The sequence below is a fragment of the Marinospirillum sp. genome (genome assembly GCF_044810985.1).
GTDB lineage: Bacteria > Pseudomonadota > Gammaproteobacteria > Pseudomonadales > Halomonadaceae > Marinospirillum.
Map to the genome: position 1 here is coordinate 701030 of NZ_CP085242.1, position 26989 is coordinate 728018.

31 protein-coding genes and 1 riboswitch are annotated in these 26989 nt (G+C 52.5%); of the genes, 12 read left to right on the forward strand and 19 right to left on the reverse strand.

What is annotated here, in order from left to right; all coding sequences use genetic code 11:
• Positions 1-76: 76 nt before the first annotated feature.
• Positions 77-1393 (forward strand): ATP-binding protein, encoded by a 1317-nt coding sequence (locus LG323_RS03330; protein ID WP_404419027.1) that lies wholly within the window; start codon positions 77-79, stop codon positions 1391-1393.
• On the opposite strand, the gene msrB is transcribed toward LG323_RS03330, so the two are convergent.
• Together msrB and cobO are read right to left on the reverse strand one after the other, a co-directional pair.
• Positions 1335-1751 carry a peptide-methionine (R)-S-oxide reductase MsrB gene (gene msrB / locus LG323_RS03335; protein ID WP_404419029.1) on the reverse strand — a complete coding sequence of 139 codons (417 nt, stop codon included), beginning with the start codon at positions 1749-1751 and terminating at the stop codon, positions 1335-1337. The genes LG323_RS03330 and msrB overlap by 59 nt on opposite strands.
• On the reverse strand, positions 1748-2353 hold the full coding sequence (gene cobO, locus LG323_RS03340) for a cob(I)yrinic acid a,c-diamide adenosyltransferase (RefSeq protein WP_404419031.1): 606 nt from the start codon (positions 2351-2353) through the stop codon (positions 1748-1750). Before cobO ends, msrB begins: the two co-directional genes overlap by 4 nt.
• 67 nt (positions 2354-2420) lie before the next feature.
• Positions 2421-2636, forward strand: a riboswitch (cobalamin riboswitch).
• 252 nt (positions 2637-2888) lie between these two features.
• Between cobO and LG323_RS03345 the strand changes: the two genes are divergently transcribed.
• The 5 genes from LG323_RS03345 to LG323_RS03365 all read left to right on the forward strand — a co-directional run bounded on the left by LG323_RS03345 (position 2889) and on the right by LG323_RS03365 (position 7729).
• Positions 2889-4592, forward strand: coding sequence for a TonB-dependent receptor plug domain-containing protein (locus LG323_RS03345; RefSeq protein WP_404419033.1), 1704 nt, complete (start codon positions 2889-2891; stop codon positions 4590-4592).
• A 2-nt stretch (positions 4593-4594) separates the two neighbouring features.
• A complete protein-coding gene (locus tag LG323_RS03350) occupies positions 4595-5497 on the forward strand; it encodes a cobalamin-binding protein (protein WP_404419035.1) in 903 nt (300 codons plus the stop codon).
• On the forward strand, positions 5497-6471 hold the full coding sequence (locus LG323_RS03355) for a FecCD family ABC transporter permease (protein WP_404419037.1): 975 nt from the start codon (positions 5497-5499) through the stop codon (positions 6469-6471). Before LG323_RS03350 ends, LG323_RS03355 begins: the two co-directional genes overlap by 1 nt.
• Positions 6468-7244, forward strand: a complete 777-nt coding sequence (locus tag LG323_RS03360) for an ABC transporter ATP-binding protein (protein WP_404419039.1) — start codon at positions 6468-6470, stop codon at positions 7242-7244. The genes LG323_RS03355 and LG323_RS03360 overlap by 4 nt, the downstream gene beginning before the upstream one ends.
• 92 nt (positions 7245-7336) lie before the next feature.
• Positions 7337-7729, forward strand: coding sequence for a response regulator transcription factor (locus LG323_RS03365; RefSeq protein WP_404419041.1), 393 nt, complete (start codon positions 7337-7339; stop codon positions 7727-7729).
• Positions 7730-7751: 22 nt separating this feature from the next.
• Here LG323_RS03365 and LG323_RS03370 read toward each other — a convergent pair whose 3' ends face one another.
• Both LG323_RS03370 and uvrB read right to left on the reverse strand, forming a co-directional pair.
• Entirely contained in the window at positions 7752-8348 is a 597-nt protein-coding gene (locus tag LG323_RS03370) for a class I SAM-dependent DNA methyltransferase (RefSeq protein WP_404419043.1), read from the reverse strand.
• 47 nt (positions 8349-8395) lie between these two features.
• Positions 8396-10414 carry an excinuclease ABC subunit UvrB gene (uvrB, locus tag LG323_RS03375; protein ID WP_404419045.1) on the reverse strand — a complete coding sequence of 673 codons (2019 nt, stop codon included), beginning with the start codon at positions 10412-10414 and terminating at the stop codon, positions 8396-8398.
• Positions 10415-10546: 132 nt separating this feature from the next.
• Here uvrB and LG323_RS03380 point away from each other — a divergent pair, with 132 nt between their 5' ends.
• From LG323_RS03380 to LG323_RS03395, 4 genes are all read left to right on the forward strand, one after another.
• Positions 10547-12454: a hypothetical protein gene (locus tag LG323_RS03380; RefSeq protein WP_404419047.1), complete on the forward strand. Its 1908-nt coding sequence runs from the start codon at positions 10547-10549 to the stop codon at positions 12452-12454.
• Positions 12455-12491: 37 nt separating this feature from the next.
• Positions 12492-13703, forward strand: coding sequence for a DUF6175 family protein (locus LG323_RS03385; RefSeq protein ID WP_404419049.1), 1212 nt, complete (start codon positions 12492-12494; stop codon positions 13701-13703).
• Between the two features lie 13 nt (positions 13704-13716).
• Positions 13717-14802: a PEGA domain-containing protein gene (locus LG323_RS03390; protein WP_310695697.1), complete on the forward strand. Its 1086-nt coding sequence runs from the start codon at positions 13717-13719 to the stop codon at positions 14800-14802.
• A gap of 210 nt (positions 14803-15012) precedes the next feature.
• Positions 15013-16101, forward strand: coding sequence for an HD-GYP domain-containing protein (locus LG323_RS03395; RefSeq protein ID WP_404419051.1), 1089 nt, complete (start codon positions 15013-15015; stop codon positions 16099-16101).
• Between the two features lie 16 nt (positions 16102-16117).
• Here LG323_RS03395 and LG323_RS03400 read toward each other — a convergent pair whose 3' ends face one another.
• The 11 genes from LG323_RS03400 to LG323_RS03450 all read right to left on the reverse strand — a co-directional run bounded on the left by LG323_RS03400 (position 16118) and on the right by LG323_RS03450 (position 23583).
• Positions 16118-16879: a YciK family oxidoreductase gene (locus tag LG323_RS03400; RefSeq protein WP_404419053.1), complete on the reverse strand. Its 762-nt coding sequence runs from the start codon at positions 16877-16879 to the stop codon at positions 16118-16120.
• 24 nt (positions 16880-16903) lie between these two features.
• Complete coding sequence (ybgF, locus tag LG323_RS03405) at positions 16904-17683, reverse strand: tol-pal system protein YbgF (RefSeq protein ID WP_404419055.1); 780 nt, start codon at positions 17681-17683, stop codon at positions 16904-16906.
• Positions 17684-17701: 18 nt separating this feature from the next.
• Entirely contained in the window at positions 17702-18250 is a 549-nt protein-coding gene (gene pal, locus LG323_RS03410) for a peptidoglycan-associated lipoprotein Pal (protein ID WP_404419057.1), read from the reverse strand.
• A gap of 91 nt (positions 18251-18341) precedes the next feature.
• Positions 18342-19649 carry a Tol-Pal system beta propeller repeat protein TolB gene (gene tolB / locus LG323_RS03415; RefSeq protein ID WP_404420104.1) on the reverse strand — a complete coding sequence of 436 codons (1308 nt, stop codon included), beginning with the start codon at positions 19647-19649 and terminating at the stop codon, positions 18342-18344.
• A 2-nt stretch (positions 19650-19651) separates the two neighbouring features.
• A complete protein-coding gene (locus tag LG323_RS03420) occupies positions 19652-20563 on the reverse strand; it encodes a TonB family protein (protein ID WP_404419059.1) in 912 nt (303 codons plus the stop codon).
• A 10-nt stretch (positions 20564-20573) separates the two neighbouring features.
• Positions 20574-21017, reverse strand: a complete 444-nt coding sequence (gene tolR, locus LG323_RS03425; protein ID WP_404419061.1) for a protein TolR — start codon at positions 21015-21017, stop codon at positions 20574-20576.
• A gap of 10 nt (positions 21018-21027) precedes the next feature.
• Positions 21028-21702 (reverse strand): protein TolQ, encoded by a 675-nt coding sequence (tolQ, locus tag LG323_RS03430; protein WP_310695705.1) that lies wholly within the window; start codon positions 21700-21702, stop codon positions 21028-21030.
• A gap of 36 nt (positions 21703-21738) precedes the next feature.
• The gene (gene ybgC / locus LG323_RS03435; protein ID WP_310695706.1) at positions 21739-22146 is read right to left on the reverse strand and encodes a tol-pal system-associated acyl-CoA thioesterase; all 408 of its coding nucleotides are present in this window, start codon (positions 22144-22146) and stop codon (positions 21739-21741) included.
• A gap of 17 nt (positions 22147-22163) precedes the next feature.
• Complete coding sequence (gene ruvB / locus LG323_RS03440; RefSeq protein WP_404419064.1) at positions 22164-23168, reverse strand: Holliday junction branch migration DNA helicase RuvB; 1005 nt, start codon at positions 23166-23168, stop codon at positions 22164-22166.
• A 58-nt stretch (positions 23169-23226) separates the two neighbouring features.
• A complete protein-coding gene (locus LG323_RS03445) occupies positions 23227-23439 on the reverse strand; it encodes a putative signal transducing protein (RefSeq protein ID WP_404419066.1) in 213 nt (70 codons plus the stop codon).
• A 30-nt stretch (positions 23440-23469) separates the two neighbouring features.
• Entirely contained in the window at positions 23470-23583 is a 114-nt protein-coding gene (locus LG323_RS03450) for a DUF6194 family protein (RefSeq protein ID WP_404420105.1), read from the reverse strand.
• A gap of 234 nt (positions 23584-23817) precedes the next feature.
• On the opposite strand from LG323_RS03450, the gene LG323_RS03455 reads away from it, so the two are divergent.
• Positions 23818-24078 carry a DUF1902 domain-containing protein gene (locus tag LG323_RS03455; RefSeq protein WP_404419068.1) on the forward strand — a complete coding sequence of 87 codons (261 nt, stop codon included), beginning with the start codon at positions 23818-23820 and terminating at the stop codon, positions 24076-24078.
• 3 nt (positions 24079-24081) lie between these two features.
• Positions 24082-24279: a type II toxin-antitoxin system HicA family toxin gene (locus LG323_RS03460; protein WP_404419070.1), complete on the forward strand. Its 198-nt coding sequence runs from the start codon at positions 24082-24084 to the stop codon at positions 24277-24279.
• A gap of 125 nt (positions 24280-24404) precedes the next feature.
• Here the strand turns inward: LG323_RS03460 and ruvA are convergent, their stop codons facing one another.
• From ruvA to LG323_RS03480, 4 genes are read right to left on the reverse strand one after another with little or no spacing between them, the layout of a single operon-like run.
• The gene (gene ruvA / locus LG323_RS03465; RefSeq protein WP_404419072.1) at positions 24405-25010 is read right to left on the reverse strand and encodes a Holliday junction branch migration protein RuvA; all 606 of its coding nucleotides are present in this window, start codon (positions 25008-25010) and stop codon (positions 24405-24407) included.
• The gene (locus LG323_RS03470; RefSeq protein WP_404419075.1) at positions 25007-25654 is read right to left on the reverse strand and encodes a trimeric intracellular cation channel family protein; all 648 of its coding nucleotides are present in this window, start codon (positions 25652-25654) and stop codon (positions 25007-25009) included. The genes ruvA and LG323_RS03470 overlap by 4 nt, the downstream gene beginning before the upstream one ends.
• Positions 25651-26223, reverse strand: coding sequence for a crossover junction endodeoxyribonuclease RuvC (gene ruvC / locus LG323_RS03475; RefSeq protein ID WP_404419077.1), 573 nt, complete (start codon positions 26221-26223; stop codon positions 25651-25653). The genes LG323_RS03470 and ruvC overlap by 4 nt, the downstream gene beginning before the upstream one ends.
• Entirely contained in the window at positions 26223-26972 is a 750-nt protein-coding gene (locus LG323_RS03480) for a YebC/PmpR family DNA-binding transcriptional regulator (protein WP_310695712.1), read from the reverse strand. Before LG323_RS03480 ends, ruvC begins: the two co-directional genes overlap by 1 nt.
• Between the last annotated feature and the right edge of the window lie 17 nt (positions 26973-26989).

The window sequence follows — 26989 nt, forward strand, 5'->3', positions numbered from 1 at the left end:
TTTCTTAACGTAAGGTTAATAGCTACAATGCCAGTATAGTTACTTATCATTCACTTTGACTTCAGGACTGAAGCTCATGGTTAGCGAGCAAGAAGCTGCTCCATCAGCAAATCTTCCCAGCTATTATGCCCGGGCGCTGAATACAATTGCTCATGCCATAGCCACTCATGAGAACACCTGGCATCTTCTGCAGGAAACCTGCCAGAGTACCGGACAAGTCCTGAAAGCGGATCGGGTGGTGATTTACGACTTGAGTTTTCACAAGGATAAGCTGGATGGCCTGCATGAATGGCTGAACCCCGATAAAAACTCGATTGAACAAAGCATAGGCAATTACCCTTTGGCCCTGTTTCGGGAAGGGGCCGAAGCTCTTTGGCAAAAACGCGGCCACTTGAGCAGTCATGCCAATGCCGTTCATCCAGCGCTCCTGAAAGATAGTTCTGCGCAAATCCTGCATGAGCAGATGCACATTCAAAGCCTACTCTGGTTCCCTTTTGCTTTTCGAAAGGATGGCTTTTACCTTCTGGTTCTCAATCAGGTCTTTGCCAGGCGTGACTGGCAACAGAAAGAGATCGATTTCCTCAATTCGGTCAGCACCCTGGTCACCATTGCCCTGAATAAAATTCGTTTGATGGCTGAGCGTGAAGCCTTGCTGGCCAGTGTTCAGGATCACAACCGGGAATTATCCCGGCTGAACGAAGCCATGACCCACCATTTTCAGGAACCCGTTCGCAGGCTTGCCACCTACTCTCAACAGTTGCAGTTGAGCCCCCTGTTGCGCGAGGATCAAGCCAGCAAGCTGGCTGTCGATTTTATTCATACTCAGGCCTTTCGGCTTTCCGAGCTGGTCAGGGCAGCACAGGGTTATCTGGCTGTTGATCAGGAAGACTACAATTTGAAAGCCATTTGCAACAGTGAAGAGGCCTTTAAAAAAGCCCTTACTGACACAGACATTGAACAACAAGCCAGCATTGAAGTGCGCTCGGCCCTGCCCTGGGTGATAATGGATAACTCAGCTTTGGAAAAGTTGTTCAGCCTCTTGTTGCACAATGCCTGCCACTATCAACACCCTTCAAGACCCCTGCAGGTTGAAATAGCTGTCAGCCTGACAGAAAACACCGCCACCTTTTATCTGGCTGACAATGGCAGTGGCATTCCTGCCCAGTATCGTGAATCGGTGTTTGAGCTTTTCACCCGTCTTGTCTCCAACAAGCAGCCAGGTTCGGGCATGGGTCTGGCCCTGGCGCGTAAGCTGCTCAGTAAGTACCAGGGCCGGATTTATATTGAGGATGGCCTGGAAGGTGGCAGCTGTCTCGTATTCAGCCTGCCCCTGGCTACTCAGAAGCCTGAAACTGCATGGCCACTGAATTCAAACAATAACGCTCTCCGGTAGGCTCAGGCCCATCATCAAAAACATGCCCCAGGTGACCGTCACAACGGGCACAGCGGATTTCCGTACGGATCATGCCTGCGGAACTGTCCGATAGATAGCGAAGGTGCGCCTTGTTGACCGGCTGGTAAAAACTCGGCCAGCCACTGTGGGACTCAAATTTATGCTCCGAGGAAAACAAGGGCAGCTCACACAGCGCACAGTGATAGACCCCTTCCTGTTTGTTGTCCAGCAGACCTCCACAAAAAGGGGGCTCCGTACCCTGATTCAAGAGGATACGCCGGGCTTCCGGGCTGAGTTTTTCCGCCAACTGCTGTTTTTGTGTTTCAGTCAGTGGCGTCAAATCGTGTTCGCTACTCATAATTCCACCCCCTTTTGTGCCGTGACTCCGGCATGAAAAGCATGCTTGATTTCGCGATGTTCGGACACCGTATCGGCTGCGTCAATCAGTTCCTGGCGGGCACCGCGACCGGTGATCACCACATGCTGCATCTTTGGGCGCTGCGCCAGAGCTTCCAGTACCTCTTCAATCGCAATATACTGAAATTTCAAGGCGATATTCAGCTCATCCAGGACAACCAAATCAACCGCAGGATCTTCCAGAAATTCTTTAGCCTGGGCCCAAGCCTTTCCGGCAGTGGCTATGTCCTGAGCTCGATTCTGGGTATCCCAAGTATAGCCTTCTCCCATCACATGGTAGCCAACTTCAGGAAACCGGCGAAAAAAAGCCTCTTCTCCGGTGCTGAAGCTGCCTTTAATGAACTGCACTACTCCCGCTTGCATACCATGACCCAGTGCCCGCGCCAGCATGCCAAAACCTGCAGTGCTTTTGCCTTTACCATTACCTGTGTGCACAACAACCACCCCTCTTTCTTCTGTGGCCTCTGCTATACTTCCATCAACCACCTGTTTCTGGCGCTGCATGCGCTGGTTATGACGTTGATCACGCTCATCATTGGACATACTGAACTCCTGACAAATAACGGGAAACCTTAACCCTTTCCTTGACAGGCTGCCAGCAATAGCGACAATAGCCAACACTTTTTCAGGTGCCTTGAAGCACTCCTCAAGGTTAAACGGGAAGCAGGTATGCAGGAAACTGCCAAGCCTGAGCTGCCCCCGCAACGGTAGGATGTTGTTGCTCCTAGTAGCCACTGTATTTTCGGATATGGGAAGGCGGAGCAAACTGGTGGTTTTACATCACCCGCATTGAGCCCGGAGACCGGCCTGAAAAGGTTCGCCCAGTGTTGATTTAATGCCTGGGCATCCCTGGTGATGCGGAGGGCTTCACCTGGCCAAGTATTCAACCATCAACTTCAAGGGTTGATGGGCTTAGCCGTGTCCTCCCTCATCGCTACACAAAATGCGATTGAGGAAACAAGCAGTGAACAAGTTTTATCCCAAGAAATCTTTTTTCTACGCCCCCCTGACGCTTGCTCTGGGCCTGAGCTTTCCCGCGATCACTCTGGCCAATGACAGCCAGGAACTGGATCCTCTGGTGGTCACCGCCCAGCGGATTTCCCAGCCGTTAAGCCAGACTCTGGCCGCCACTAGCGTGATTACCCGTGCCGATATTGATCGTCTGCAACCCTCCACTTTGGTTGACTTGTTGCAAGGCCAGGCCGGTATTGAAATAGGTCGTACAGGCGGCAAAATGGCAACCACTGGCGTATTCATGCGCGGTGCAGAATCCCGCCATACTCTCGTATTGGTTGATGGTCAAAAGATCAATGATCTTGCATTTGGCGGTGCCAGCCTGCAATTTATTCCGGTTTCCCAGATAGAGCGTGTGGAAATCGTCCGTGGCCCACAATCCAGCGCCTGGGGTGCCGATGCTCTGGGCGGTGTCATCAACATCATCACCCGCAAAGAGCATGACCAACCCTATGCAGGTTATCTGCGCGAGCGCATCGGTCGCTACCAAACGTACTCTCTGGATGGTGATCTGCGTGTTGGTAATGAAGCCACTCGTTTTAATCTGGGCTTACACCTGGAAGAGAGTGAAGGCTTTAACGCCCAAACTGCTGATACCACCGGCGAAGAAGATGGCTATGAGCATTACAGCATTAACCTGGGACTGGAACAGGATCTCGGTGAACAACATCAACTGGGTTTCAGGGTTCTGCATAATCGCGGTGAGAGTGAATATGACGGCTTTGGTGGCACCCCCGCAGATTCCCATCAAGAATTTGAAGTGACAACTCTGCAAGCAGGCTGGGAAGCTGAACTAAACCAAAACTGGGATATGCTCGTCAATGTCGGCAGAAACGAAGAGAAGCGTGAAGATTTTGCAGATGGAAACGAAAACTTCTCAGCTAAATTTCGTCGCGATAACCTGCAATTGGAACATCAATTTAACTACGAAGACTATTCCGCAGCTGTAGGTGCTGACGTCAGCCAAGAAAAACTGCTGGAAGTAGATGACTATGATAAAACCCAAAGGGATGCATACGGCATTTTTGCCCAAGGTAACTTTCAGTTTCTTGATAAACTAAATTTATCTTTAGGTAGTCGTTATGACGATGATGAGTTTTTTGGCAGTCAAGCTACTGGCAACCTTGCCTTAGCTTGGGATTGGTCTGAAGATACTCAAGTTGGTGCTAGTGCCGCTCAGGGTTACCTTGCACCAAGGATAGGCCAACTTTTTGGCCCTTTTGGAGCTAATCCTGACCTGGAGCCCGAAGAGTCGGTTAATTATGAAGCTTGGGTTGCCTATAACAACCAGCTAGGTTCTAGAGCCAGAGTTAGTGTTTTCAATAACGAAATAGATAATCTGATTGCCTGGAAAAATAGCACAAATGTCAATATTAACGAAGTCCGTATTCGTGGCCTGGAATTTGATGCTCAATATCGCCTGAATGACTGGCGTTTCGGTGCTTCTTTAACTCTTCAAGACCCTGAAAACACTGAAACCGGTGATCAACTTGCTCGCCGAGCCAAGCAGCACGGGAAAGTTGATGTTGATTACCTGGCTGAAAAATGGAGCCTGGGTGGCAGTATTCAAGGCCAGGGTGAAAGACCCGATGGAAGCGAAGATCTCCCCGGCTACGCTGTGCTGAACCTCCGCGGTCACTATGCCTTTAACGAAAACTGGCGTCTGGATGGCAAGGTCGACAATCTTCTTGATGAAGAGTATGAGTTGGCTTCAGGTTACAACACCGCCGGCATTTACCCTGAAGTCAGCTTAAGGTTTGATTTTTAAACATGCTTTTAACCTGGTTAAAAACCCTGCTTCTGGCCTGGCTGCTGACCTTCAGCACCGGGTCAGCAGCGGGTATTCAGGTAACGGATGCTGCAGGACGCAGCATCCATCTGGAGCGTCCGGCTGAGCGAATCATCAGTCTGGCACCGCATCTGACCGAAAACCTCTTCACTATTAGTGCCGGGGATCGACTGGTTGGTACCGTCAGCTACAGTGATTATCCTGAAGCCGCTCTGGACATCCCCAGGGTGGGCAGTTACAACCAACTGGATCTGGAAGGCATTCTTGCCAAGCGGCCTGACCTGATTCTCGCCTGGCAAAGCGGCAACCCTGCAAGCCAGCTTCAACGCCTGGAAGATCTGGGCTTGAAAATTTTTTACAGTGAACCTCGCAATTTTGCTGATATTTCCCGCGAATTTCTGGCATTAGGCCAGTTAACCGAAAAAAACCGTCAGGCTCAGGTCGCAGCTGACAAGCTGGATAACGGTATAAAAAGCCTGATCAAAAGCCATGCTGACAAGTCGTCCCTCAGTGTCTTTTATCAGATCTGGGAAGAACCCCTGATGACGATTAATGGTGAACACCTGATCAGTGAGATGTTGCGCACTTGTCAGGGTCGCAATATTTTCGCCGAGGCCGGTAGCCTGACTCCCCGGATTGATCGCGAAAGCCTGCTGGAAGCCGACCCCCAGGTCATTCTGGGAGGCAGTCAGGGTGAATCCAACCCGAAATGGCTGAAAAACTGGCAAGCTTTTTCTGAGTTGCAAGCGGTTCAGGCAGGCAATCTATTTGCTGTAAACTCCTCCCTGGTGACCCGCCCTACCCTACGCAGTCTGGCTGGCACTCAAGCCATCTGCAAACACCTGGACAAAGCCCGTGAGCAACTTTCTGAGGCTGCGGACTGATGTCACACCAGAGGTATCGCCTACTCTATTGGCTGCTGCCTCTGGCTGCCCTGGCCTTGCTGACAGGGCTTCTGGTGGGCAGCGTCCAGATTTCGCCGGGTGAAGCCTGGGCCGTTCTGAACGGCCAGGGCGACTCTCTGCACCAGACCCTGCTACTGGAGCTGCGACTACCCAGGGTACTGGCAGCTTTTGCTGTGGGTGGGCTTTTGGCCATTGCCGGAGCTCTGATGCAGCTTTTACTGCGCAACCCCCTGGCTGACCCCTATGTGTTGGGTCTGTCCGGTGGTGCTGCCACCGGTGCTCTTCTGGCACTTTTGTCAGGCGCTGGTGCCATTTGGGTTTCCGGCTCAGCTTTTATCGGTGCTCTGGTTTCTACACTTCTGGTGTTTGGTTTGGCGCGCCTGTCCGGCAATTGGAACCCTTTGCGCCTCTTGCTAACAGGTGTCGTACTGGCTTCAGGCTGGGGGGCTGTGATCAGCTTCATGTTGGCGGTCAGCCCTTCCAGGGAGCTGCCGGGAATGCTCTACTGGTTGATGGGTGACCTGGCTTATGCGCAGGGTTTTGCCCTGCCCTGGTCCACCCTGCTGCTGGTGTTATTGATTCTCCAGCCACTCGGGCGCAGCTTAAACGTCCTGTCCAGAGGCAGCCTGCAGGCAGCCAGCCTGGGCATGGCTGTTCCCAAAGTTGAGGGTTTGATTTATTTGCTGGCTGCCTTGATGACCGCAGTGGCCGTGACAGTGGCGGGCAGCATAGGGTTTGTTGGCCTGCTGGTTCCCCATGCTCTGCGCCTGCTGTTTGGATATGACCAACGCCTGCTGTTACCCGCCTGTGCTCTGGCAGGGGGCAGCCTGCTGGTATTGGCCGACACCCTGGCTCGCACCCTCCTTGCCCCTCAGCAACTGCCCGTCGGGGTGATTACGGCCCTGATCGGGGTTCCAGCTTTCCTGTGGCTTTTGTCCAGGAGGGCCACATGAAATCTGCACCCTTCCTTGAACTGAAAGACCTGGTCATGGACATTCCCAACCGAACATCGGGCAGCCCCTTGAATTTTCAGGTTCATCCCGGTGAATGCTGGGGGATTCTGGGGCCCAATGGGGTCGGGAAAACCACGTTGCTCTTGACCTTGGCCGGACTCTTGAACCCACGCCAGGGAAAACCGCTATTGAAAGGCCAGGCGATACAGCAGTGGTCGGCCCGGGCACGTGCCCGGCAACTGGCCGTTCTTTTTCAACAACAGCAGGATGCCTTTCCGGCCAGTGTTCTGGAAACAGCCTTGACCAGCCGCCATCCTCACTTGAAAGTCTGGCAGCGAGAAACTCCGGAGGACTGGGCACTGGCCCGCCGGTCCCTGCTACGCCTGGAGCTTCAAGCCCTTGAGCAACGTTGCGTTACAACCCTCTCGGGTGGGGAGCGCCAGCGCCTGGCCCTGGCGTGTCTGCTGACGCAACAAGCCCCTCTCTGGCTACTGGATGAACCCACCAATCACCTGGATTTGCATCATCAGGTTTCCGCTCTGGAGCTGGTCAAACAGCATGTTGAAGCAGGCGGAGCCAGCCTTCTGGCCATGCATGATATTAATCTGGCCAGTCGTTTCTGTACCCACCTGTTATTGCTCTACCCGGATGGCAGCGCCTGCTGGGGGCAAAAAGATCAGATGCTGGTGCTTTCAGCGCTGGAAAAGCTCTATCAGCAACCTTTAACCAGGCTTGAGCATCAGGGGCATTTATTGTTTTTTCCCCGGATCTAGAAGCAACCTCATTAAGAGTCTGGTAATAATAGCTGCCACCGAGTCAAAATTTGATACACTAGTCAAATTTCAATGACTCTCATGGAGCCAGTATGACCCAGCTAGCCAACAACCGTGTTGTTGTGGTTGACGATGAACCCATGGTTCGTGATCTACTCAAAGAGATTCTTAAAGACCTGGGTTATAACGTGGTCGCCCTGGCCAGCAATGGCCAAATTGCTTTTGAAAAGGTCAAGGAACACAAGCCGGAAATCGTCTGCCTGGATATCAGTATGCCGGTTGTCAATGGCCTGGATGCCCTGGCCAGTATCAAAACCGTGAGTTCAGAAATCATTGTCATCATGGTCACGGCCATCAGCGATTCCAGTGAAGTTCAGCAGGCCATACGTACCGGCGCAGATGGCTATATCCTTAAGCCCTTCACCGGCCTGCAAATCCACGAGGCCATTCAAAAGGCCCGCAAACGTAAACAGCAGGCCCAGTAAAACCTCTTAACAGGGGAAGCCTCTAGGGTTTTCTGGCAGTCACCAGAAATAAAGGGTACTGGCGTGCGTTTTTATGCTGAATCTGCAGTATTTCCTGGAACTGAACGGACTCCAGCCCAGCTTTTTCCATAAGGCTTTTCAGCTCTTCAGGCTCAAAACCCAGGTGTTTGACGCCCTTGGCTGCATTATCACCGTGAAAACTGCCGTCCTCCTTGTAGAGATCCACCAGACCCAGATAACCACCCGGCTGTAAATGTTCGGCAAAAACCTGCATCAAAGCGGCAGTGTCTTCCACATGATGCAGAGCCATGCAGCTGACAATACCCTCAAACCGATCTTCCAGCCCGGCAAAAACATCCTGCTGAAGGGTCTTGATATTGCCTACCCCTTTCTCATCCAGCACTTCCAGCATTTTTTCCGAGGTGTCCAGAGCCGTGACCTGCCTGACCTTCCCGGCAAGAGGCACTGATAACATGCCGGTGCCCGCCCCGAAATCCAGTAGATGTTGCGAAGGGGCCAAAGGAAGAGCTTCCATTAGCCTGGGGACTACCTGCGCCAGCTGTTGGGACATGGGGCGTTGATCCCAGTTACGGGCCGACTGATCAAAATGTTCGCTCATGAGAAAACCTCTTTATCCAATTCAATATAAGAGGATTCTAACATGACTCACAGCAGAATCCGCTGGTTCTGTAACTCCTGCAGTTGATCGCGAATGCTGGCAGCCTTTTCAAATTCCAGGTTTTTCGCGGCAGCAAACATTTCCTCTTCCAGGCTGGCCATTTGTTGATCCAGTTCTTTTGGAGTTTTCGGTTTACCAGAAGCATAACCGGCTCCAGGCTCTGCAATCTGGCGAAGGCTTTTCTTGCCTTCACGCTTGCCGGGGGTTTGTGCGCCTTCCAGAATATCTTCCACTGACTTGAAGATGGTGGTTGGTGTGATGCCCATTTTCAGGTTATGAGCGATCTGCTTGTTGCGACGCCGCTCGGTTTCATCGATGGCACGCTGCATGGAGCCGGTCATGCGGTCGGCATAGAAAATCGCCCGACCTTTGGCATTACGCGCAGCCCGACCCAGGGTTTGAATCATGGAACGCTCGGAGCGCAGAAACCCTTCCTTGTCGGCATCCAGAATGGCCACCAGAGAAACTTCCGGCATATCCAGGCCTTCACGCAGCAGGTTGATCCCCACCAGGACATCAAACTCACCCAGACGCAGATCACGGATGATTTCCACCCGTTCCACGGTATCAATATCCGAGTGCAGATAACGCACCCGCACCCCGTGTTCGCTCAGATAATCGGTTAAATCTTCGGCCATGCGCTTGGTCAGGGTGGTGACCAGAACCCGCTCACCCAAACTCGCCACCTGGTTGATTTCACCCAGCAGATCATCCACCTGGTTTTTGGCAGGGTGAACTTCAATTTCCGGGTCAACCAGACCGGTGGGCCGCACCACCTGTTCCACTATCTGTCCCGCGTGCTCCTCTTCGTACTTGGAAGGCGTGGCGGAAACAAAAATCATCTGTGGAGCCAGGGCTTCCCATTCCTCAAAACGCAGGGGGCGGTTGTCCAGAGCCGAGGGCATGCGGAAACCATATTCCACCAGGGTTTCCTTGCGCGAACGGTCGCCCTTGTACATGGCACCGATCTGCGGAATGGTGACATGGGACTCATCAACCATCAGTAAGGCATGATCCGGCAAGTAATCAAAAAAAGTCGGAGGCGCCAGACCGGGTTCGCGCCCCGAAAGGTAGCGGGAGTAGTTTTCTATACCGTTGCAATAACCCAGCTCGATCATCATTTCAATATCATAGAGGGTGCGCTGCTCAAGGCGCTGGGCTTCCACCAAACGGTCATGCTTGCGCAGATAATCCAGCCGATCGCGAAGTTCATCCTTGATCAGGTCCACCGCTTTCATCAGGGTTTCCCGCGGGGTGACATAGTGACTTTTGGGATAGATGGTATAGCGTGGCACCTTGCGCAGCACCTCCCCGGTCAAGGGGTCAAACAGGCTGATCTGCTCAATTTCATCATCAAACAGCTCAACACGCACCGCTTCGTATTCGGACTCCGCCGGAAAAATATCTATGACATCCCCCCGAACCCGAAAGGTGGCCCGACGAAAGTCCATATCATTGCGCGTGTACTGGAGTTCCGCCATGCGCCTTAACAACTGGCGCTGGTTCATGGGTTCGCCACGATCCAGATGCACCACCATTTGCAGATAAGCCGAGGGATCGCCCAAGCCATAGATCGAAGAAACCGTGGCGACAATAATGGCGTCATCTCTTTCCAGCAGCGCCTTGGTCGCTGACAGACGCATCTGCTCAATATGCTCATTGATCGAGGCATCTTTTTCGATAAAGGTGTCACTGGAGGGCACATAAGCTTCCGGCTGATAATAATCATAATAGGAAACAAAATATTCCACGGCATTATTGGGGAAAAACTGCTTGAATTCCCCGTAAAGCTGGGCAGCCAGGGTTTTGTTATGCGCCATGATCAGAGTTGGCCGCTGCACGGATTCAATGACCTTGGCCATGGTGAAAGTCTTGCCGGAGCCGGTCACCCCCAACAGGGTCTGGTGAGCCAGACCCTGCTCCAGGCCATCCACCAATTGGGCAATAGCCGTGGGCTGGTCACCGGCAGGCTGGTAATTGGAAACCACTTGAAAAGCTTGGGACATGAGGAATTAAAACACCCGTAAGGAATAGATTAAATTAAGGTTCACTAAATAACCGGAAAAACCCTGGCCTAATTGAAGCGGCTGGTTTCTGTGCTAATATCCTTTTTTTTAAACTGTCCAAGGAAAAGACCTATGGCAATAGCTTTGGTTCCCCGTTGCCTCCAGTCTCTACCCCCACTTATTTTTGCTCTCGTCAGTTTAACATTCGCTACAGGCACTCTGGCAAACAATCGTTTTGATCAGGTTACAGCCGACGACACAATTGCGGCTAGCGAGCGTCAGGCAGTCATGGGTATTTCCCGTCTGGGGCTGGAAACCACCCGCTTTGGCTTTCCGGTGTTTTACACGCCCCATGAAGGTAAAACCCGGCCTTTCGGTTATTGGAGTGTGGACATCAATCAAAACTATGCCGATACCACACTGGCTGAAAACCTGCGCTTTGTCATTCCGTCCCGTTTTGACCGCCTGATTTTTGAGGGTAATGAAGCCACGGTGGAAACAGCCACCCAGGTTTTTTCCAATCTGGATATTGGCCAGGTCATTCCCGAGCTGGATAGCAAAACCCGCAGTTACCGCCAGTATCGCAATTACCTGTTGGATCATCTTAACAGCCATGTTGCCCCGGTCATGCAGGAAGTCATGGGAACGGCTGCAGAAGCCCGTTACAAGGAAATGAACGCCCAGGAAAAGAATACCTTCATCACAGAACGCGCACGTCAGACAGGCATGCCGGCAGCCGTGCTCGAAGGCCTGGTTTCCTCCAGCTACGCCTTTGGTTTTTATCTGCCAGAGCTGCAGGGGCGGATGCATATCAGTCAGGTGGAGCGAACTCGCCTGGATGGTAGTACCTATTATGTTTATACCACTTCGCTACAAGCTCCTCTGAAAACCCGCATGATGGTTTTTCATTATAACGGCAAAGAGTTCACGACCGAGATTCAGCTGAATGCTGTAGCCGATGGAGTTTTTGAAAGTTTGGCTCAACAGCTTTCAGGCAGTGCCAGCATTACCACCTCCTGGCTGCCTCGTGAACGCCATGCCCAGGAAATCTTTGATGATATGTTTCAGCTGTCCTTCAAAGACTCCAGTATTGCCCTGAGTACCCGCTTGAAGGAGCATCGCCAGTTTGCTGTGGCCACGCTCGTTGTTGACCCCACACCGGATCAGATTCTTTTGGAGGTGGGCAACCAGGAAGACATTCGCGTTGACCAACCCTTCACTTTCAAACGAGTCGTTGACAGTAAAGAGCAGAGTGTTGGCTGGAGCCGTGTTCGCCAGCCGGGTAATTCCTGCCTGGTTTTACCTGAAGGTGAGCGCACTTCCAGTCGGGCACAATTGTTGGCTGGAGAGGTGGAAGAATTTGACCTGGCGCTTGAACACCCTTGGACAGGGGTCTATGGGCGCCTGAATGGCACACAAAGCAGCACTGAGCTAAGTATCAATGGCCAGGCCACAGGTGCCGGGTCGGCTTCCCTGGTGGAGCTGGGCTTCATTGGCAATCTGGGCTTTTTGCTGAATGCACCCAGCATGTCTGAAGTCTGGATGAACTTTGATTTCGGTCTGGGGATGAACTCTTCCGGTGAAGACGCCTATGATTACCTGGAGAGCAGCTCCGTGGGCCGCCTGCGTCTGGGTGCCGAAAAACGCTTTCATCTTGGCTATGGCTTCTACACTGCCCTGGGCGCTGACCTGGGTTTTGAAGCCCACAGTTTCACCGACCGTAACAATGAAGACAAAAACTTTGATCTCACCACCTACAACCTGATTCCTCGTGCCGAACTGGGCTATTACTTCACTCCCAACCTGAACTTCTTCGCAGGGGCTGCTTATAATCAACCCCTGGGCACTGAATACGATGAGTATGCGGATGGTACTCTGATCACCGATGACCTGGCCATGCAGGGTGGTTTGAGTCTTCATGCCGGGCTTGCTTTTCATCTGGGCTTTGCCGGTCCTTTTGCCAGCATGATGTCCAAACCTTCAGGTGAATGTGATGAACTTCGCCAGGCCCAACTGGAAGCCCAAACAGCACAACAATGAAGCTTCCAGCCATTAATATCAGGAGAAGAAAAAAATCATGAGCTACAAACTCTTTACTGCTTTGACCCTTGTTGCCTTGCTTACAGCTTGCGCAAGCACTCCTGAATCCAGGGTACACCCAACCGACCCGCCTTTATCCCACCAGGCCACACTGGTGGAATCCTATTCTTCCAGCGAGGTTTTGATCAGGGCAACCGGTATGGGTGACTCCATGGCTGAAGCACACAATGATGCCCGTAAGGCCGCCCTCTGGTTTGTCCTCTTTGGGGGTAATAATGCCCTCCTCTCCACTTCTGAGCAGCAGCAAAACTTTCGTGCCCAGGAAGGTGAATTCTGGGCCAATGTACAAAGCTATATTGCCCACGAAGGCGATATTCTCAGCAAGCGGGTGGAAGGTGGACAAAACCGTATTGAAAGAGCCTTGAGAATCAACATCAGCAACCTGAAATCGGATCTGGTTGCCCGCAATATTATTTCGGATACTGCCGAGCTGTCTGAGATGATTGCCAACCCGGTGATTTCCGTGATTGCCGACGATCCAGAAGGCGATGCCCGTCATGCGGCCAATGTCTTCTCCGAATATCTGCAGGACCGGGGATTTGAAGTCGTGGTGCTGGATGCCAATGAAACGGTTGATGAAATCGTTCAACAGGCCGCCGCACTGGAAGGCAACATCGACCCCATGTACATGCTTGCCCTGCAAACCGGCAGTGACATCTATATTTCCATCGATGCCGAAGTCGCCGAACGCCAGGTTGCCGGTAACCGGGTTGCTCAATCCACAGTGGGTGCTACCGCCTACTACACAGCAACCGGCTCCCAACTGGGTGCCTCCAGCGGTTACTCCGAAGAGCGTGCCATTGCCGGTGGCGCTGCCTTGACGGCAGAAGCAGCCAATGATGCTGCAGACAAGGTGCTGGGACAAATCAACCGTTCCTGGCAGCGTGAAATCCAGCGTGGCAAAGCCTTCAAGGTGGTGGTCAATGCCAGCCCTGAAGTGGGTGACATCAGCCGCAATGTCCACCGCCTGTTCAATGACATCTGCAATCGTGCGCGACGCAATGCTGCAGGCTCCACCAGTTTTGATTACACCCTCAACTGTGAGGGTCAGGACAGCGCCATGGATCTGCTGATGCTGATTGAAGACAACTACCAGGGCCCTGGTCAGGTCTTTCGTGTACTGGATTCCGGCTCCTTCCTGATCATCCGTATCGGTAACTCGGATTCCAACAGCATCACTATTGAATAACAGGAGACTTCGGATGCGTGTTTTTACTTTTAGCTGGTTCTTGATTCTCGCCCTGCTGGCTGTTCCGGCCAGTGCCGGGGCACAGAGTCTTCTTTTTGCCGATGGCTATGGCAGTGATGCTTCTGAAGCCAAGGAAAGTGCCTTGCAGGAGCTTTCCCAAACAGTCATTGCAGCCGTGGAATCGGATACAGAAAGTGTCACCCGTGAAGAGGGAGATGATTTTTCCAGCTCCTTCAAAAACCGCATCCGGGTTCAATCCAGCTCCTATTTTCAGGGCGTCCGTTATTCCGACCCCAAAGAAACCGAGGAGGGTGTGCGCATTCAGGCCTCTCTGGATCGCAGTGCTGTAGTCAGCACAGCCGAACAATTGCTGCGTGAAATACGCACGGATTTAAATACCCTGAGCCGTGCCCAGGTTGAGGAGGTCCGAGACAAAGCGGTTTTTCTGATGGCTTTCAGCCGTTATCTACCCACCAACCTTGACTTGAATCGCTCTGAGGTGGTTGCTGAAGCTGAAGAAATCCGTCAGTTGGCTTTGAAGTATCTCAACTTTGCACGCATTTCTTTTCAGCCCGAACCTGAAGAGGCCTCAATCAAAATTGATGGGGAAAACCTGGCGCCTGGAGAAATGCGGCTGTTGGCACCGGGCAACTACACCTATGAAATTGCCGCCGAGGGTTATCACAGCAAACGTGAAAGAGTGTATCTGTCCAAGGGTGAGCGTAGGCGTCTGGAAGTGGCTCTGGTTCCCCAGCGTGAGGGCAGCATTGCCATCCGGCTGGAAAACTCGGACGACTCGGCACTGATCACTGAAGCACGACGTGTATTTAACCGCTACAGCATTCAATATTCGGAAGATGCGCCCCAGGTGATCACTCTGGATGTGCAACAGCAGTTCGTTACCGAGATATCCGGCATGAAAATCTACAATCTGCAGATTGCTGCTGAAGCCACAGTTGATGGTGAAGTCCTGCTGGTTCGCCGCGGCTCACAACGCAATGTTGCGCAAAGCCAGGTTGATGCCCGACTCAAGGCAATAACCCGCGCCCTGGTTCAGTCCATTCTAACATCCGATGAAGCAGAAAATTTCTGGAAGTAGCCGCCTCTGAGGTGGCTTTTCTCAGCACAAAGAACTATTCCTGGGGTTGGGTTGATTAAAATCAACCCTGTTTGATAGCAGGGCTTTGAAGTTTCGTCGTTTCTGTTAAAATACATTTTAAAATCATCTTATTGCCATCAAAGATTGGAAGCCTGGATGCCCCCCAACCCCAAGTACCTTAAACTAGCCCTGGATCGCTTAGAGCCCGGAATGTTGATCTGTCGTTTGGATCAGGACTCACAAGACACACCTTTCGAGACCCGCAAACTGATTTTCAGGAATCATGATGATTTTATCCAGGCCTTCCCGGACACCCGTTACGTTTATGTTGACTTGAACCACAGTCAGCCCCAGGACCCCCTGGATACCAGCCGCAAGCTCTACTTGAATCTGCGCCAACAGATGGATCGGGTCATGAAGGATGTTCGCCTGGGCAACGCCTTGCAACAAAAACGCCTACTCCCGGTGCTTGAGCAGTTGATGGAAGCAGTACTCCATGACAGCAAAAGCATGACTTACTTGGCCATGTTGCGCGAACACCAGGATGAGCTGGTCGCCAAGGCAGTCAATGTAAGCGTTCTCAGCCTGGTTTTTGCCAAGCATATCGGTTTGCGCCAGGACCAACTGATTCCACTGGGTATGGGCGCTTTATTGCACACTCTGGGGCTGCTGCAGGTTCCTGTTGAGGTGCTCACCAAGGTAGACCCACTCAGCGAAGATGAGAAAGAGCTTATCCGGCAGTACCCCCGACGGGGTTATGAGTATCTGCTTTCTCAAGGCAGCTTTGATGACCAGACTCTGGATATCGTCTTGCACCACCAGGAAAGAATCAATGGAGAAGGCTATCCGGACGGACTCAAAGGTCGGCAAATCGGCTTTCTGGCGCGTCTGGTCGCCATTACGTCTGTTTATGAAGCCCTGACTCGCAATCGCAGCTACCGTCAGGCTCTATCCCCCTCCAGAGCTCTGGGACAACTCTACCGTTGGCGCTTCCATGATTTTGATAGCCGTCTGGTGGAAAAATTCATTCACAGCCTAGGAGTGTATCCACCGGGATGTCTGGTCGAGTTAAGCAATGGTGCTTTAGCTGTGGTACACGCCACCCATCCGGATCAACGCCTGAATCCGGAAGTAAGACTCCTGACCACTGCCGACCTGAAACCTCTGGAATTGCAGGAAACTCTGGATCTGGCCCAACAAAGCGACTTGAATATCCGCAAGGCACTGGACCCCAAGGAGCCCCGCCTGGAAAGCCTGTTACAGGAGTTGGTGAAGAACAATCCCGACTTCCTTGTCTAGAAACGTCCCTGCCCCTTCAGGATTTGGGAGGCTGGGCATCCAATTGCTGGCCCGTTACGCCTTTACTGTCCGGCCCCATCAAGTAGTAATAAGCTGGCAGGATTTCTTCTGGAGTAGGCAGGGTGTTGGGATCTTCACCCGGATAGGCTTTGGCCCGCATTTTTGTACGGGTCGCCCCTGGATTCAAGGTGTTGACTCTCACCTGACTGATATTTTCCAGCTCTTCAGACATGACCTGGGACAAACCTTCCAGGGCAAATTTGGAGCAGGCATAAGCACCCCAGAAAGCCCGCCCCTTGCGCCCCACAGAAGATGAGGTGAGGATCACCGAGGCATCCTGTGACTGCTGCAGTAAAGGAATCAGAGCCTGCAACATCATGGTGGGGCCCGTGAAGTTCACCTGCATGACTTCATGCCAAAGCTCAGGGTTATAACCCTGCAAAGGCGTGATCTGCCCAAGAATACCGGCATTATGCAACACGCCATCAAGACGCCCGAATTCTTCGTAAAGCCGATCCGCCATTTCCTTGTAATCCGGCCAGGTCGCGCCTTCAAAGTTCAAGGGGTAGATGGCCGGTTTTTCAGCACCTCTGGCTTCAATTTCATCATAAACAGCTTCCAGCTTGCTGATCGTCCTTCCCAATAAAACAACGGTGGCACCCTTGTCTGCGAAACCCAAAGCTGCAGCACGGCCAATACCATCTCCTGCACCGGTCACTAGAATAATACGACCCTTTAAAAGGTCATCAGCCGGCTGGTAGGAATAATGTGATTGCATAAAAGATTATCAACTCAGAGGAAATTAACGGTTTAACCAGGTGCGTGCCAGCTCAGCGGCTGGTTCACGGGGATATTCGGCGATAATCGACTCCATGATTTCCTTGGCCTGATCTTCATTGCCATAACGCGAACGAATCAATCCCAGTTTGTACTTGGAATCAGCGATTTTAAAACTGTCCGGGTAACGGCGTACAACAGCTTCAAACATTTTTTCCGCTTCACGGGTACGATTCTGAGCCATATGAATTTCGCCAATCCAATAATAGCCATTACCCACCAGCTGGGACTCAGGGTACTTGCGGATAAAGTCCTGGAAAGCCTGAATTGCTTCATCAAATTGGCGTTCGGGCACCAGTTGATAGGCTTTTGCATAGGCTTCACGAGCCGAGAGCTGATCCTTGTTACCCGAATCCGAAGTATTGGAGGTTGGAAGTGGTTCTGTGATTGAATTGGCCGCTGGCGCTTTTGCTGGGAGAGTATCGGCCTCCTCCAGTTTATTGATGCGCTTGTAGTGATCCTGGAGCCTTTCATCAAGGTCTATATAGCGGCGACGCTGCTCATCCTGCATGCGTGAGATGACTTGCTCCTGCTTTTCCACCTTGTTGCGCAAGCTTTGTACCTCAGCCTGCAACTGCTCCAATTGCATAAAAAGTTCTGCTTGAACAACAGCAGAGTTACGATTATCCCCCTGAGCAAAGCTCAGCAAGGGGGTCAGTAAAAAAGCACACGCCAAAACAAAACGGGGGCCATAAATGGCCCCTGTTTTAACTCTGACTGCTTTGCTGGTTTCAATAGCTTTCACGCCAGAGATATCCTGCTATCAGTAAACAAATTCAACACGACGATTCTGCTGGTGCTCTTCAGGATTCGAAGCATTGCGTACAGCCAGGCGCTCTTCACCGTAGCTCACGACTTCCATTTGTTCGGAAGCAACGCCCTGCAGTGACAAGTAACGCTGTACTGAGTTACCACGACGCTCACCCAGAGCCATGTTGTACTCACGGGTACCGCGCTCATCGGCGTGACCTTCAAGAACAACCTTGGAATCAGGGTTGGCCTGCAGGTAAGCAGCATGGGCATTCAGGTCTTCATAGAATTCACTGCGGATATTTGATTTGTCAAAATCAAAGTAAATCGTCATGACTTCAGGACGTTCAACAGCTTCTTCTTCAGCCATGGCTTCAGCGTTTGCAGCTTCTTCTTCAGCAGCGCCTGCAGTTTCTGCACTGTCTTCATCAGAGGTCTGCACTTCTTCGGCTGTCACTTCTTCTTCATCAGTTGGCTGCGTAGCCGCACCACCACCACAACCAGCCACCAATGCCAGAATGGCTGCCAGAGCGAAAGGCTTGCTATACTTCATCAGATCCATATTCTTCTCCTAGTTTTAAGAAGCTTATACTTATTTCCCATAGAGTGTAGCTCATACGGGACGGAACTTTAACCGGTAAATTATAATCCAGTTAATTCAGGAAAGGCGACCAGGCAGGTTCCCTGACATCGCCTCGTTCAGCTGGCAGCTCATACTGAATTCTGCCGTCTGTTGAAACAACACCGAGCACCCCCTGATCACCCTGCATGAGTGCATAAATAACCATGCTGCCATTGGGTGCCACACTGGGCGACTCATCCAGTGGTGAAGTCGTCAGAGTGCGCAGTCGGCCTGTATCCATATTAAGCCCAGCGATACTGAATAGTCCACCTCCAGACTCCCTGTGCACCATAAAAATTTCTTTACCGTCGGGTGAATAGCGGGCACGGGCATTATAATTACCTTCAAAACTCAGCCTGTCGATATTTCCTGACTGCAAATTAACTCGATAAATTTGCGGCCCGCCACTTCTGCTGGAAGTAAAGATAATATTCTTGCCATCCGGCGACCAGGAGGGTTCAGTGTCGATTGCGTAATGATGCGTCACCCGGATAAGACGCTTTTCTTCCAGATGGTAAATGTAGATTTCCGGGTTACCGTCACGTGACAAAGTCATGGCCAGCTTTTTACCATCCGGTGACCAGGCGGGGGCACCATTTAAACCCCTGAAATTGGTTAGCTGATAACGTGAACCCGTCGCCACTTCCTGAATATAAATCGCAGGCCGCCCCCGTTCAAAAGACACATAAGCCAGTTTTTTACCATCGGGCGACCAGTCAGGTGAAAGCAGTGGCTCACGGGAAGTGAGAATGGTGCGCGAACGCTGGCCATCAGCATCGGCCACATGCAGACGAAATTGATAATCCGCACGGCCACTGAGCTGCTCAGCCGTCACATAAGCCATACGGGTCGAGAAGATGCCCCGCTGCCCGGTAAGCTTTTCATAAATCCTGTCGCTTACAAAGTGAGCACGGGAGCGCAACTGGCTACGTTTGGCCGTCACCGTTTCGCCAAAAATTCGTTCCTGGCTGACCACATCAAAGAGTTCATAGTTAATTCGCAGCTGATCGTTTTCCTCTGCAATCGAACCAACCAATAAATAGTTAACATCCAAAAGCCGCCAGTCCCGATAGATCACTTCAGAAGCTTCGGAAGGAAGGCTGACCAGGTTTTCTCTGGGAACCGGCGCAAACAAACCGGTTCGCTCCAGATTATCCGCAACAATCCGGGCTACATCTTCAGGCAAGGCACCCGAACCCCGCCAAGCAAAAGGAACCAGGGCAATCGGTGTGGCTTTATCACTACCCTGGGTAATTCGGATCGTCAGGTTTGCCTGGGTATTAAAGCTGATAACCAATAATATCAGAGCCAACCACCAGACCTGCTTGCGAGGTTTCAAAATCACTGCGTCAAATCCTCAGGTGTGAATATCAGATCGATCACTCGGAATGCATTTCTTTGTCGCGGCTCAAGTTGCAATAGTGGAAAAGGCTCGGCCCTTTCTACTGCCTGAATGGCAGAGCGATCAAAGGCGGTATTACCGCTGGATTCCACCACTGTAACCCCATCCGGTGCCAGTTCGCCAGTGCCCAGCAGTTGGATGCGCAAAACCGTTTCCAGTTCACTGCTGACTCCCGGTGGTCGGGTCCACTGGCTGGAAATCAAATCAAAGATGATTCCTTCCATATCCGCAATGGCCTGAGCATCCTTTTCAGCCTGCTCGGCACGGGCCTCTTCCTGGGCTCTTTGTGATTGTTCACGTATACGCGCTTCTTCTTCACGCTGACGGCGGGCTTCTGCTTCCCGGCGGTCTTCCACCTGACGGCGAATTTCTTCTTCCTGACGACGCTGACGCTCGGCTTCAGTTCGGGCCTGCTGTTCTGCCTCACGCTGACGCTTCAACTGCAATTGTCGCTGCTTTTCCTGCTGCTCTGCCTGCCGCTCTGCTTCCCGGCGGGCCTGTTCTTCCAGCCGACGCTGTTGCTCTGCTGCCTCGCGCTGGGCTTCTTCACGTTGGCGCTGGGCTTCAGCTTCGCGGCGACGCTGCTCCTCGGCCTGCTGCTTCCGGCGTTCTGCTTCTTCCTGCCTGCGTTTTTCTGCTTCGCGCTGCTGACGCTGCTGTGCTTCACGCTGGGCCTCTGCCTGGCGCTCTGCCGCTGGATCCTGTGCCACGATCTGGGCACGAATGATTTCCTGGGGAGGCTCAGGAGTGGGCTCGCGCATCTGCAAGCCCTGCCAAAAAAACAGGGCTCCGGCCAGCAGGTGCACGACCAGAGTAAGAACAACGGACAAGGGCAGGTTGGCAGGCTTCAAACCAACACCTCTAGCGTTCTTCAGGTGGCTGGGAAATCAGGCCCACCTGAGTGACACCGGCACCCTGCAGGCGACTCATCAAAACCACCACCTCGCCATAGGCCACGCGGCGATCACCCCGCAGCAGAACTGGTATCTCAGGATTCTGGCGCTTCAGGCGTGCCACCTGCTGAATGACCTGTTCCAGATTCAGGGCTTCATCCGAGTCCGATCCCATTTCCAGATAATAATGGCCATCTGCATCCAGAGAGACCACCAGAGGTTCATTATCCTCTTCTGACTGGATGGGCTCGGAAGTCACTTCCGGCAATTCAACATCCACGCCCTGCGTCAAAATGGGAGCGGTCACCATGAAAATAACCAACAAAACCAGCATGACATCAATGTAGGGCAAGACATTGACTTCGGAAATCGGCGGCTTGGGTGGCCTGCGGCGTAACCTTTGCGTGCGCATATCAGCTTCCCTAGTCGGCTTTCTTGGTAATCAGGCTGCGATGTAAAATGCCGGAAAACTCATCAGCAAAGTTTTCATAGTGATTCAACAGGCTTTCACTGGAAGCAATATAGCGGTTGTAGGCAATCACCGAGGGAATCGCCACAAACAGCCCCATGGCCGTTGTCATCAGGGCTTCCGCCATACCCGGTGCCACGACAGCAAAGGTGGCCTGCTGCACACCCGCCAGGCTCTTGAAAGCCTCCATGATCCCCCAGACCGTGCCAAACAAGCCAATATGCGGACTGACAGAACCAATGGTTGCCAGTATCGGCAGACCGGAATGCAGGCGGTCCTGCTCTTCAGCCAGGGCAATACGCATGGAGCGCTCCACCCCCTCGAGAATGGGTTCCGGTTCAGTGGTTTTCTGACGAATGCGATTGAAGGTTTTGAAACCCGAGTAAATGACCCTTTCGGCGCCCTGGACTTCATAGGGGTCGGTATCCCGAAACAGCTCATTCAATTCAATGCCTGACCAGAACCTTTCCCGGAATTCATCGTGGGCTTCTTTGGCAACACGAAAGATCTGCCAACGCTGGAAAATGGAAATCCAGGAAATAATAGAACCGGCCAAAAGGGCCACCATCAGGAACTGGATAAAAAAACTGGCCTGGAAAACCATTTTCCAGAAAGTGAGCTCTTGCAACTTGGACTCCTTGAAACTTCAATCAGTTAAATTATTTTAATTCGCTGGCTTGGGCAGAGTAGCAAGCAGGCTGGCCGGTAAGCGACAGGGCCTCAAGTGACTTCTGTCAACACAGGCTACCTCGACCCTGGCCTGACAGAGAAGTTCCCCTGCCCGCTTGATCTGCTGTAAAAAAATCAGCTTTGCACCCCGGCTGGCTTCCAGAGTCACTTCAACCTGCAAAAGGTCGTCCAGCTGCGCCGGACGCAAATATTCGGTTTCCACTTTGCGCACCACAAAAAGCACCGGTAATAGCGATTGTTCCCAGCCCAGGCTTCGCAACCATTCGGTTCTGGCTCTTTCCATGAATTTCAGATAGTTAACATAGTAGACAATACCACCGGCATCCGTATCTTCATAGTAGACACGAACCTGAACAGCAAAACTCTTAGCGTCTTCTTGCATACTATCCCTACACCTTTTTATTCTGGAACCGCCAGACCAAAATGCAACCAGGCCTGACGGGTGACCTGGCGACCGCGTGCGGTACGCATCATAAACCCCTGCTGAATCAAAAAGGGTTCGAGTACTTCTTCAATGGTATCCCGTGACTCGGAAATGGCAGCAGCCAGGCTTTCCACCCCCACCGGCCCGCCGGAAAATTTTTCCATCATGGCCAAAAGCAAACGCCGATCCATATGATCCAGACCATGAGTATCGACATTCAGCAGGTTCAAAGCCAGATCGGCCAGCTCTTTGGTGATAGTGCCATCGGATTTGACTTCGGCAAAGTCCCGCACCCGACGCAGCAGGCGGTTGGCAATCCGCGGGGTGCCCCGTGAACGGCGGGCAATTTCCTCGGCACCGCCCAGATCGGCCTGCAGCCCCAGTAATTTGGCTGAACGGGTCACGATGGTGGTCAGGTCAGCGACGGAATAAAACTCCAGGCGCTGAACGATGCCAAAGCGATCCCTTAACGGTGCCGTCAAAAGACCAGCACGGGTGGTTGCACCCACCAGAGTGAAAGGCGGCAAATCCAACTTGATGGAACGTGCTGCCGGGCCTTCACCGATCATGATATCCAGCTGATAGTCTTCCATTGCTGGATACAGAACTTCTTCCACCGCCGGGTTCAAACGATGGATTTCATCAATAAAGAGAACATCGCCTTCTTCCAGATTGGTCAGCATGGCGGCGAGATCACCGGCTTTTTCCATAACCGGGCCGGAAGTGCTTTTGATATGCACCCCCATTTCTTCGGCAATGATATTGGCCAGCGTGGTTTTGCCCAGACCGGGCGGCCCGAAGATCAGGGTGTGATCCAGGGCTTCCTTGCGACCGCGGGCAGCACTGATGAAAATCTCCATCTGCTCGCAGACTTGCGGCTGACCGGTATAATCGGACAGGGATTTGGGACGTATCGCATGATCCTGGCTGGATTCCTGCGGCAGGCTTTCTGCTACAACAAGGCGGTCACTTTCAATCACTGCAGGGGATTCCTGTAAACGGGCAAAGATTCAGAACGCATTCTAGCAGAGAAAAACCCTATTCAGCTTTCCTGTAGTCGTCAACCAGTTTCCAGGCCAGGGCAAAATCCTCTTCAGCGACATAAACACGGGCAAAACCCATCGGGGCCATTTCCCCAATACCCCCATGAAGATAATGCCCGTCGACAAAGACTTCCAGATGCCGGGAGCGCAGCATACCTGCCACTATATGCGCTTCCAGAATATCACTGGCTTCGTAAACAACAATCATGTAGAAAATCCAACATCTGAAAAAACAACATTATCGGATACGCTCGGAAAATTTTTCAGTGCTCAGCCTATACGCCTCATCCATTGCAGGTGAGAGTTCTTCCAACCTGGTTCGATCAGGATTCAACACACAAACCCAGAACATCCACGCATAAACCGGATGTGGCAAAAGGCAATTCAACTGACTAAAATCCTGCTCTTCCCAGGCATCAACGGCAACCAGTCTCTGATAGCGTTTCAGAACAAATTCAGCCACTTCTTGACGCTCATCAACTCAGCCACCACAATTCAAAAGATGAGAATAAGCCCAAGGGCATTTGCACCTTTTATTTTGTCCAGTGTCTCAGCTAAAAGCCTGCCTTGCATAGGAACTGAATAAATGTTGAAACCCGTCGATTTCCAAAAAGCCCCGGCCAGGCCAACTTACCCGGTGATCGTGACCCAGGGTGATGGTATGTACACCGCAGAGTGTGATGCGCTGAGCCTGGTCACAGAAGCCAGAACCTTTGAAGAGCTGACCGAAAGAGTCTGGGAACTGGCACCGGATATGATTGAAGCCAATGACCTTGCCATGGACCCTGAAACCCTGCGCTTACGCTTTGAAGTTCAGCAGGATGCCTACCAGCTCAAGGTCAACTAAGGCATGGGCGCATCGCTCTACCCCGATCTAGTCAAAATCCTGCTTGCCTATCAATGCTCTTTCGTTCGACAAGGCAAAGGCAGCCATGAAATCTGGCAAAGCCCCATTACCCATCGTAAATTCCCTGTGGCCACCACCATCGTCTCCAAAAACACGGCCAACGCCATACTCAAACAAGCAGGAATTGAAGAAAGGCTCTAACCACAAAACAACCAGCAACACTCTCTGCACGAACGGATCAACAAACCTGAAATCACACAGCGCCTCATCAATCAATAAGCGCCTGAGCTCATGCCACTTGCCGCTGACTACACCTTGTCACTCTATCAACGACCAACACTTTGTAAAGCAGCCCTGATCAGCGTCTGGGTGTCCATACCTTCAGTTTCTATACCGGAAAGGGCGCGGCTGGCTTCGGTGGGTTTGTAGCCCAGGGAGATAAGAGCGGCTTCCGCTTCGGCGCGGTGGTCGGTGGTGGGCTGCTGGGCATCCACAGGCAATTCCAATTTGGCCATTTGCTGGGGTTGCCAGCTTTTCAAACGATCCTTGAGATCAACCAGCAGACGTTCAGCGGTTTTCTTGCCGATACCGGGAACCCGAGTCAGGGCTTGCAGGTCGCCATTTTGAATGACGTTGAGTAGCTGCCGGGATTCCAGGGAGGACAGAATCGCCAGGGCCACCTTGGGGCCGATGCCGCTAACCTTGATGAGTTCACGAAACAGCTGGCGATCTTCCAGGCGTGCAAAGCCGTAAAGCAGATTGGCATCTTCGCGGATCACCTGATGAATCCAGAGAATAATTTGCTCTCCGGTGACGGGCAGGTTGGCAAAGGCAGACAAAGGCAACTCCACTTCATAGCCGACTCCCTGAATGTCCAGAATCACCCAGGAAGGTTGCTTTTCCACCAGTACGCCTTGTAAACGACCAATCATTTTTTATCCTTATCTTCAATACTGAGAAAAACCGGCAGGTGCAGATGCCAGTGAATGGCAGCCAAACGCAGGCAGAGGACAACCGCCATGGCAACCAGGGTGTTGAAGGTTTCCCAGCCAGCCGGTAAAAACCAGTTCAGGTTGACGTAGACAAAGGCCCCGGCCATGACCGCTGTAGCATAGATTTCTTTCTCGAAAATCATGGGCTTGACTGCCGTCAACACATCCCGGACGATGCCGCCGAATACGGCCGTCATCACCCCGGTCACCACGGCAATCATGGGCGGATGCCCAAGATTCAGAGCCACCTTGGCACCAATCACGGTAAATACAGCCAGACCGATCGCATCCGCCACCTGAATCGCCCGGTGCGGAAAACGGATTTTACGCGCCAGGGTAAAGACGATCACCGAGGTGATAAAGGTCAGGGTAATGTAAAGGGTATCCTGCACCCAAAAAACCGGCAATCGTCCCAGGATCAGATCCCTGAGAGTACCCCCGCCAATGGCAGTAACGGTGCCCACCACCACCACACCAAAGAGATCCAGGCGCCGCTCGGCAGCCGCCAGAACCCCGGCAATGGCAAAAACCACGGTACCAAAAAGATCCAGGGAAAAGATAAACAGGGGAAGGTCAAAATTCATCGGTTGTTTCGCTTGGTTCGTTTGGCCAGGCTGGCCGGATCAAAGTGTCGCCAGCTGCTGCCCTTTTTGCTGCTGCCCAGCTGACCGGACAGCGCCACCAGACCGCTGGAGGTGTAGGCATGACAGAGAGCTATGGCCAGGGCATCCGCAGCATCGGCCTGGGGCGTTGCCGAGAGTTTGAGCAGGGATTTGACCATATGCTGCACCTGGGTCTTGTCCGCGCCACCCCGCCCGGTCACAGCCAGCTTTACTTCCTTGGCAGAATACTCACTCAGCTCCAGGCCATGATTGGCCACACAGACGATGGCGGTGCCCCTGGCCTGCCCCAGTTTCAGAGCCGAATCAGCGTTCTTGGCCATGAAGACCTGCTCAATGGCAACCTGATCCGGCTGGTACTGAACGACCAACTCGGCTATCCCGGCATAAATCTGCGCCAGCTTCTGGGCCAGGGTCTCCGCCTGAATACGGATGCAGCCACTGGCGTGATACTGCATCTGGCTACCCTCGGCATGAACCAGGCCGTAGCCGGTGATGCGCGAGCCAGGGTCAATCCCCAGGACAAGAGGCACTAGCCGAGTTGCTCCATCACTTCATCACTGAAGTCGGCATTGGAGTAAACTTCCTGGGTATCGTCCAGATCTTCCAGCATATCCACGAGTTTGAGAACTTTCTGGGCCAGGTCGATATCCGTAATTTCCGAATAGGTGTCCGGCAGCATGGAAACCTCGGCAGAAGCCGGTTCAAAACCCGCAGCTTCCAGGGCATCCTTGACGTCGCCAAAATGTGCCGGATCGGTAAAGATATCCAGACTGCCATCCTTGTTGGTCACCAGGTCTTCCGCACCACCTTCCAGGGCGGCTTCCATAACGTCTTCTTCGCTCACATCAGAATTGAAACTGATACGGCCACGCTTGTTGAACAGATAGGCCACCGAGCCGGAGGTGCCCAGATTGCCACCTGTTTTGGTGAAGGCATGACGCACATCCGAAACCGTGCGGTTTTTGTTATCGGTCATGCAATCCACTAGCACCGCCACACCACCGGGGCCGTAGCCTTCATAGACCACTTCTTCCATGTTGTCGCCGTCATTGGTGCCAGCACCCCGTGCGATGGCACGATCGATGGTGTCCTTGGTCATGTTGTTGGATAAAGCTTTATCAACGGCAGCCCGCAGGCGGGGATTATCGGCTGGCTCCGGGCCACCGGCACGGGCGGCCACGGTCAGCTCACGAATCAGCTTGGTGAAAATCTTGCCGCGCTTGGCATCCTGCGCTGCCTTGCGATGCTTGATATTGGCCCATTTGCTATGGCCTGCCATAGAAATCCTCCTGTCTT

Excerpts from the sequence above, each read along its gene's own strand:
- LG323_RS03480 (WP_310695712.1), bottom strand. The coding sequence starts at position 26,972 with ATGGCAGGCCATAGCAAATGGGCCAATATCAAGCATCGCAAGGCAGCG.
- LG323_RS03390 (WP_310695697.1), top strand. The coding sequence starts at position 13,717 with ATGCGTGTTTTTACTTTTAGCTGGTTCTTGATTCTCGCCCTGCTGGCT.
- LG323_RS03450 (WP_404420105.1), bottom strand. The coding sequence starts at position 23,583 with ATGTTCTGGGTTTGTGTGTTGAATCCTGATCGAACCAGGTTGGAAGAA.
- uvrB (WP_404419045.1), bottom strand. The coding sequence starts at position 10,414 with ATGTCCCAAGCTTTTCAAGTGGTTTCCAATTACCAGCCTGCCGGTGAC.
- ruvA (WP_404419072.1), bottom strand. The coding sequence starts at position 25,010 with ATGATTGGTCGTTTACAAGGCGTACTGGTGGAAAAGCAACCTTCCTGG.
- LG323_RS03445 (WP_404419066.1), bottom strand. The coding sequence starts at position 23,439 with ATGATTGTTGTTTACGAAGCCAGTGATATTCTGGAAGCGCATATAGTG.
- ybgC (WP_310695706.1), bottom strand. The coding sequence starts at position 22,146 with ATGCAAGAAGACGCTAAGAGTTTTGCTGTTCAGGTTCGTGTCTACTAT.
- LG323_RS03360 (WP_404419039.1), top strand. The coding sequence starts at position 6,468 with ATGAAATCTGCACCCTTCCTTGAACTGAAAGACCTGGTCATGGACATT.
- LG323_RS03385 (WP_404419049.1), top strand. The coding sequence starts at position 12,492 with ATGAGCTACAAACTCTTTACTGCTTTGACCCTTGTTGCCTTGCTTACA.
- LG323_RS03380 (WP_404419047.1), top strand. The coding sequence starts at position 10,547 with ATGGCAATAGCTTTGGTTCCCCGTTGCCTCCAGTCTCTACCCCCACTT.
- LG323_RS03365 (WP_404419041.1), top strand. The coding sequence starts at position 7,337 with ATGACCCAGCTAGCCAACAACCGTGTTGTTGTGGTTGACGATGAACCC.
- LG323_RS03460 (WP_404419070.1), top strand. The coding sequence starts at position 24,082 with ATGGGCGCATCGCTCTACCCCGATCTAGTCAAAATCCTGCTTGCCTAT.
- msrB (WP_404419029.1), bottom strand. The coding sequence starts at position 1,751 with ATGAGTAGCGAACACGATTTGACGCCACTGACTGAAACACAAAAACAG.
- tolR (WP_404419061.1), bottom strand. The coding sequence starts at position 21,017 with ATGCGCACGCAAAGGTTACGCCGCAGGCCACCCAAGCCGCCGATTTCC.
- LG323_RS03400 (WP_404419053.1), bottom strand. The coding sequence starts at position 16,879 with ATGCAATCACATTATTCCTACCAGCCGGCTGATGACCTTTTAAAGGGT.
- LG323_RS03370 (WP_404419043.1), bottom strand. The coding sequence starts at position 8,348 with ATGAGCGAACATTTTGATCAGTCGGCCCGTAACTGGGATCAACGCCCC.
- cobO (WP_404419031.1), bottom strand. The coding sequence starts at position 2,353 with ATGTCCAATGATGAGCGTGATCAACGTCATAACCAGCGCATGCAGCGC.
- LG323_RS03455 (WP_404419068.1), top strand. The coding sequence starts at position 23,818 with ATGTTGAAACCCGTCGATTTCCAAAAAGCCCCGGCCAGGCCAACTTAC.
- LG323_RS03395 (WP_404419051.1), top strand. The coding sequence starts at position 15,013 with ATGTTGATCTGTCGTTTGGATCAGGACTCACAAGACACACCTTTCGAG.
- pal (WP_404419057.1), bottom strand. The coding sequence starts at position 18,250 with ATGGATCTGATGAAGTATAGCAAGCCTTTCGCTCTGGCAGCCATTCTG.
- LG323_RS03470 (WP_404419075.1), bottom strand. The coding sequence starts at position 25,654 with ATGAATTTTGACCTTCCCCTGTTTATCTTTTCCCTGGATCTTTTTGGT.
- LG323_RS03330 (WP_404419027.1), top strand. The coding sequence starts at position 77 with ATGGTTAGCGAGCAAGAAGCTGCTCCATCAGCAAATCTTCCCAGCTAT.
- LG323_RS03355 (WP_404419037.1), top strand. The coding sequence starts at position 5,497 with ATGTCACACCAGAGGTATCGCCTACTCTATTGGCTGCTGCCTCTGGCT.
- LG323_RS03350 (WP_404419035.1), top strand. The coding sequence starts at position 4,595 with ATGCTTTTAACCTGGTTAAAAACCCTGCTTCTGGCCTGGCTGCTGACC.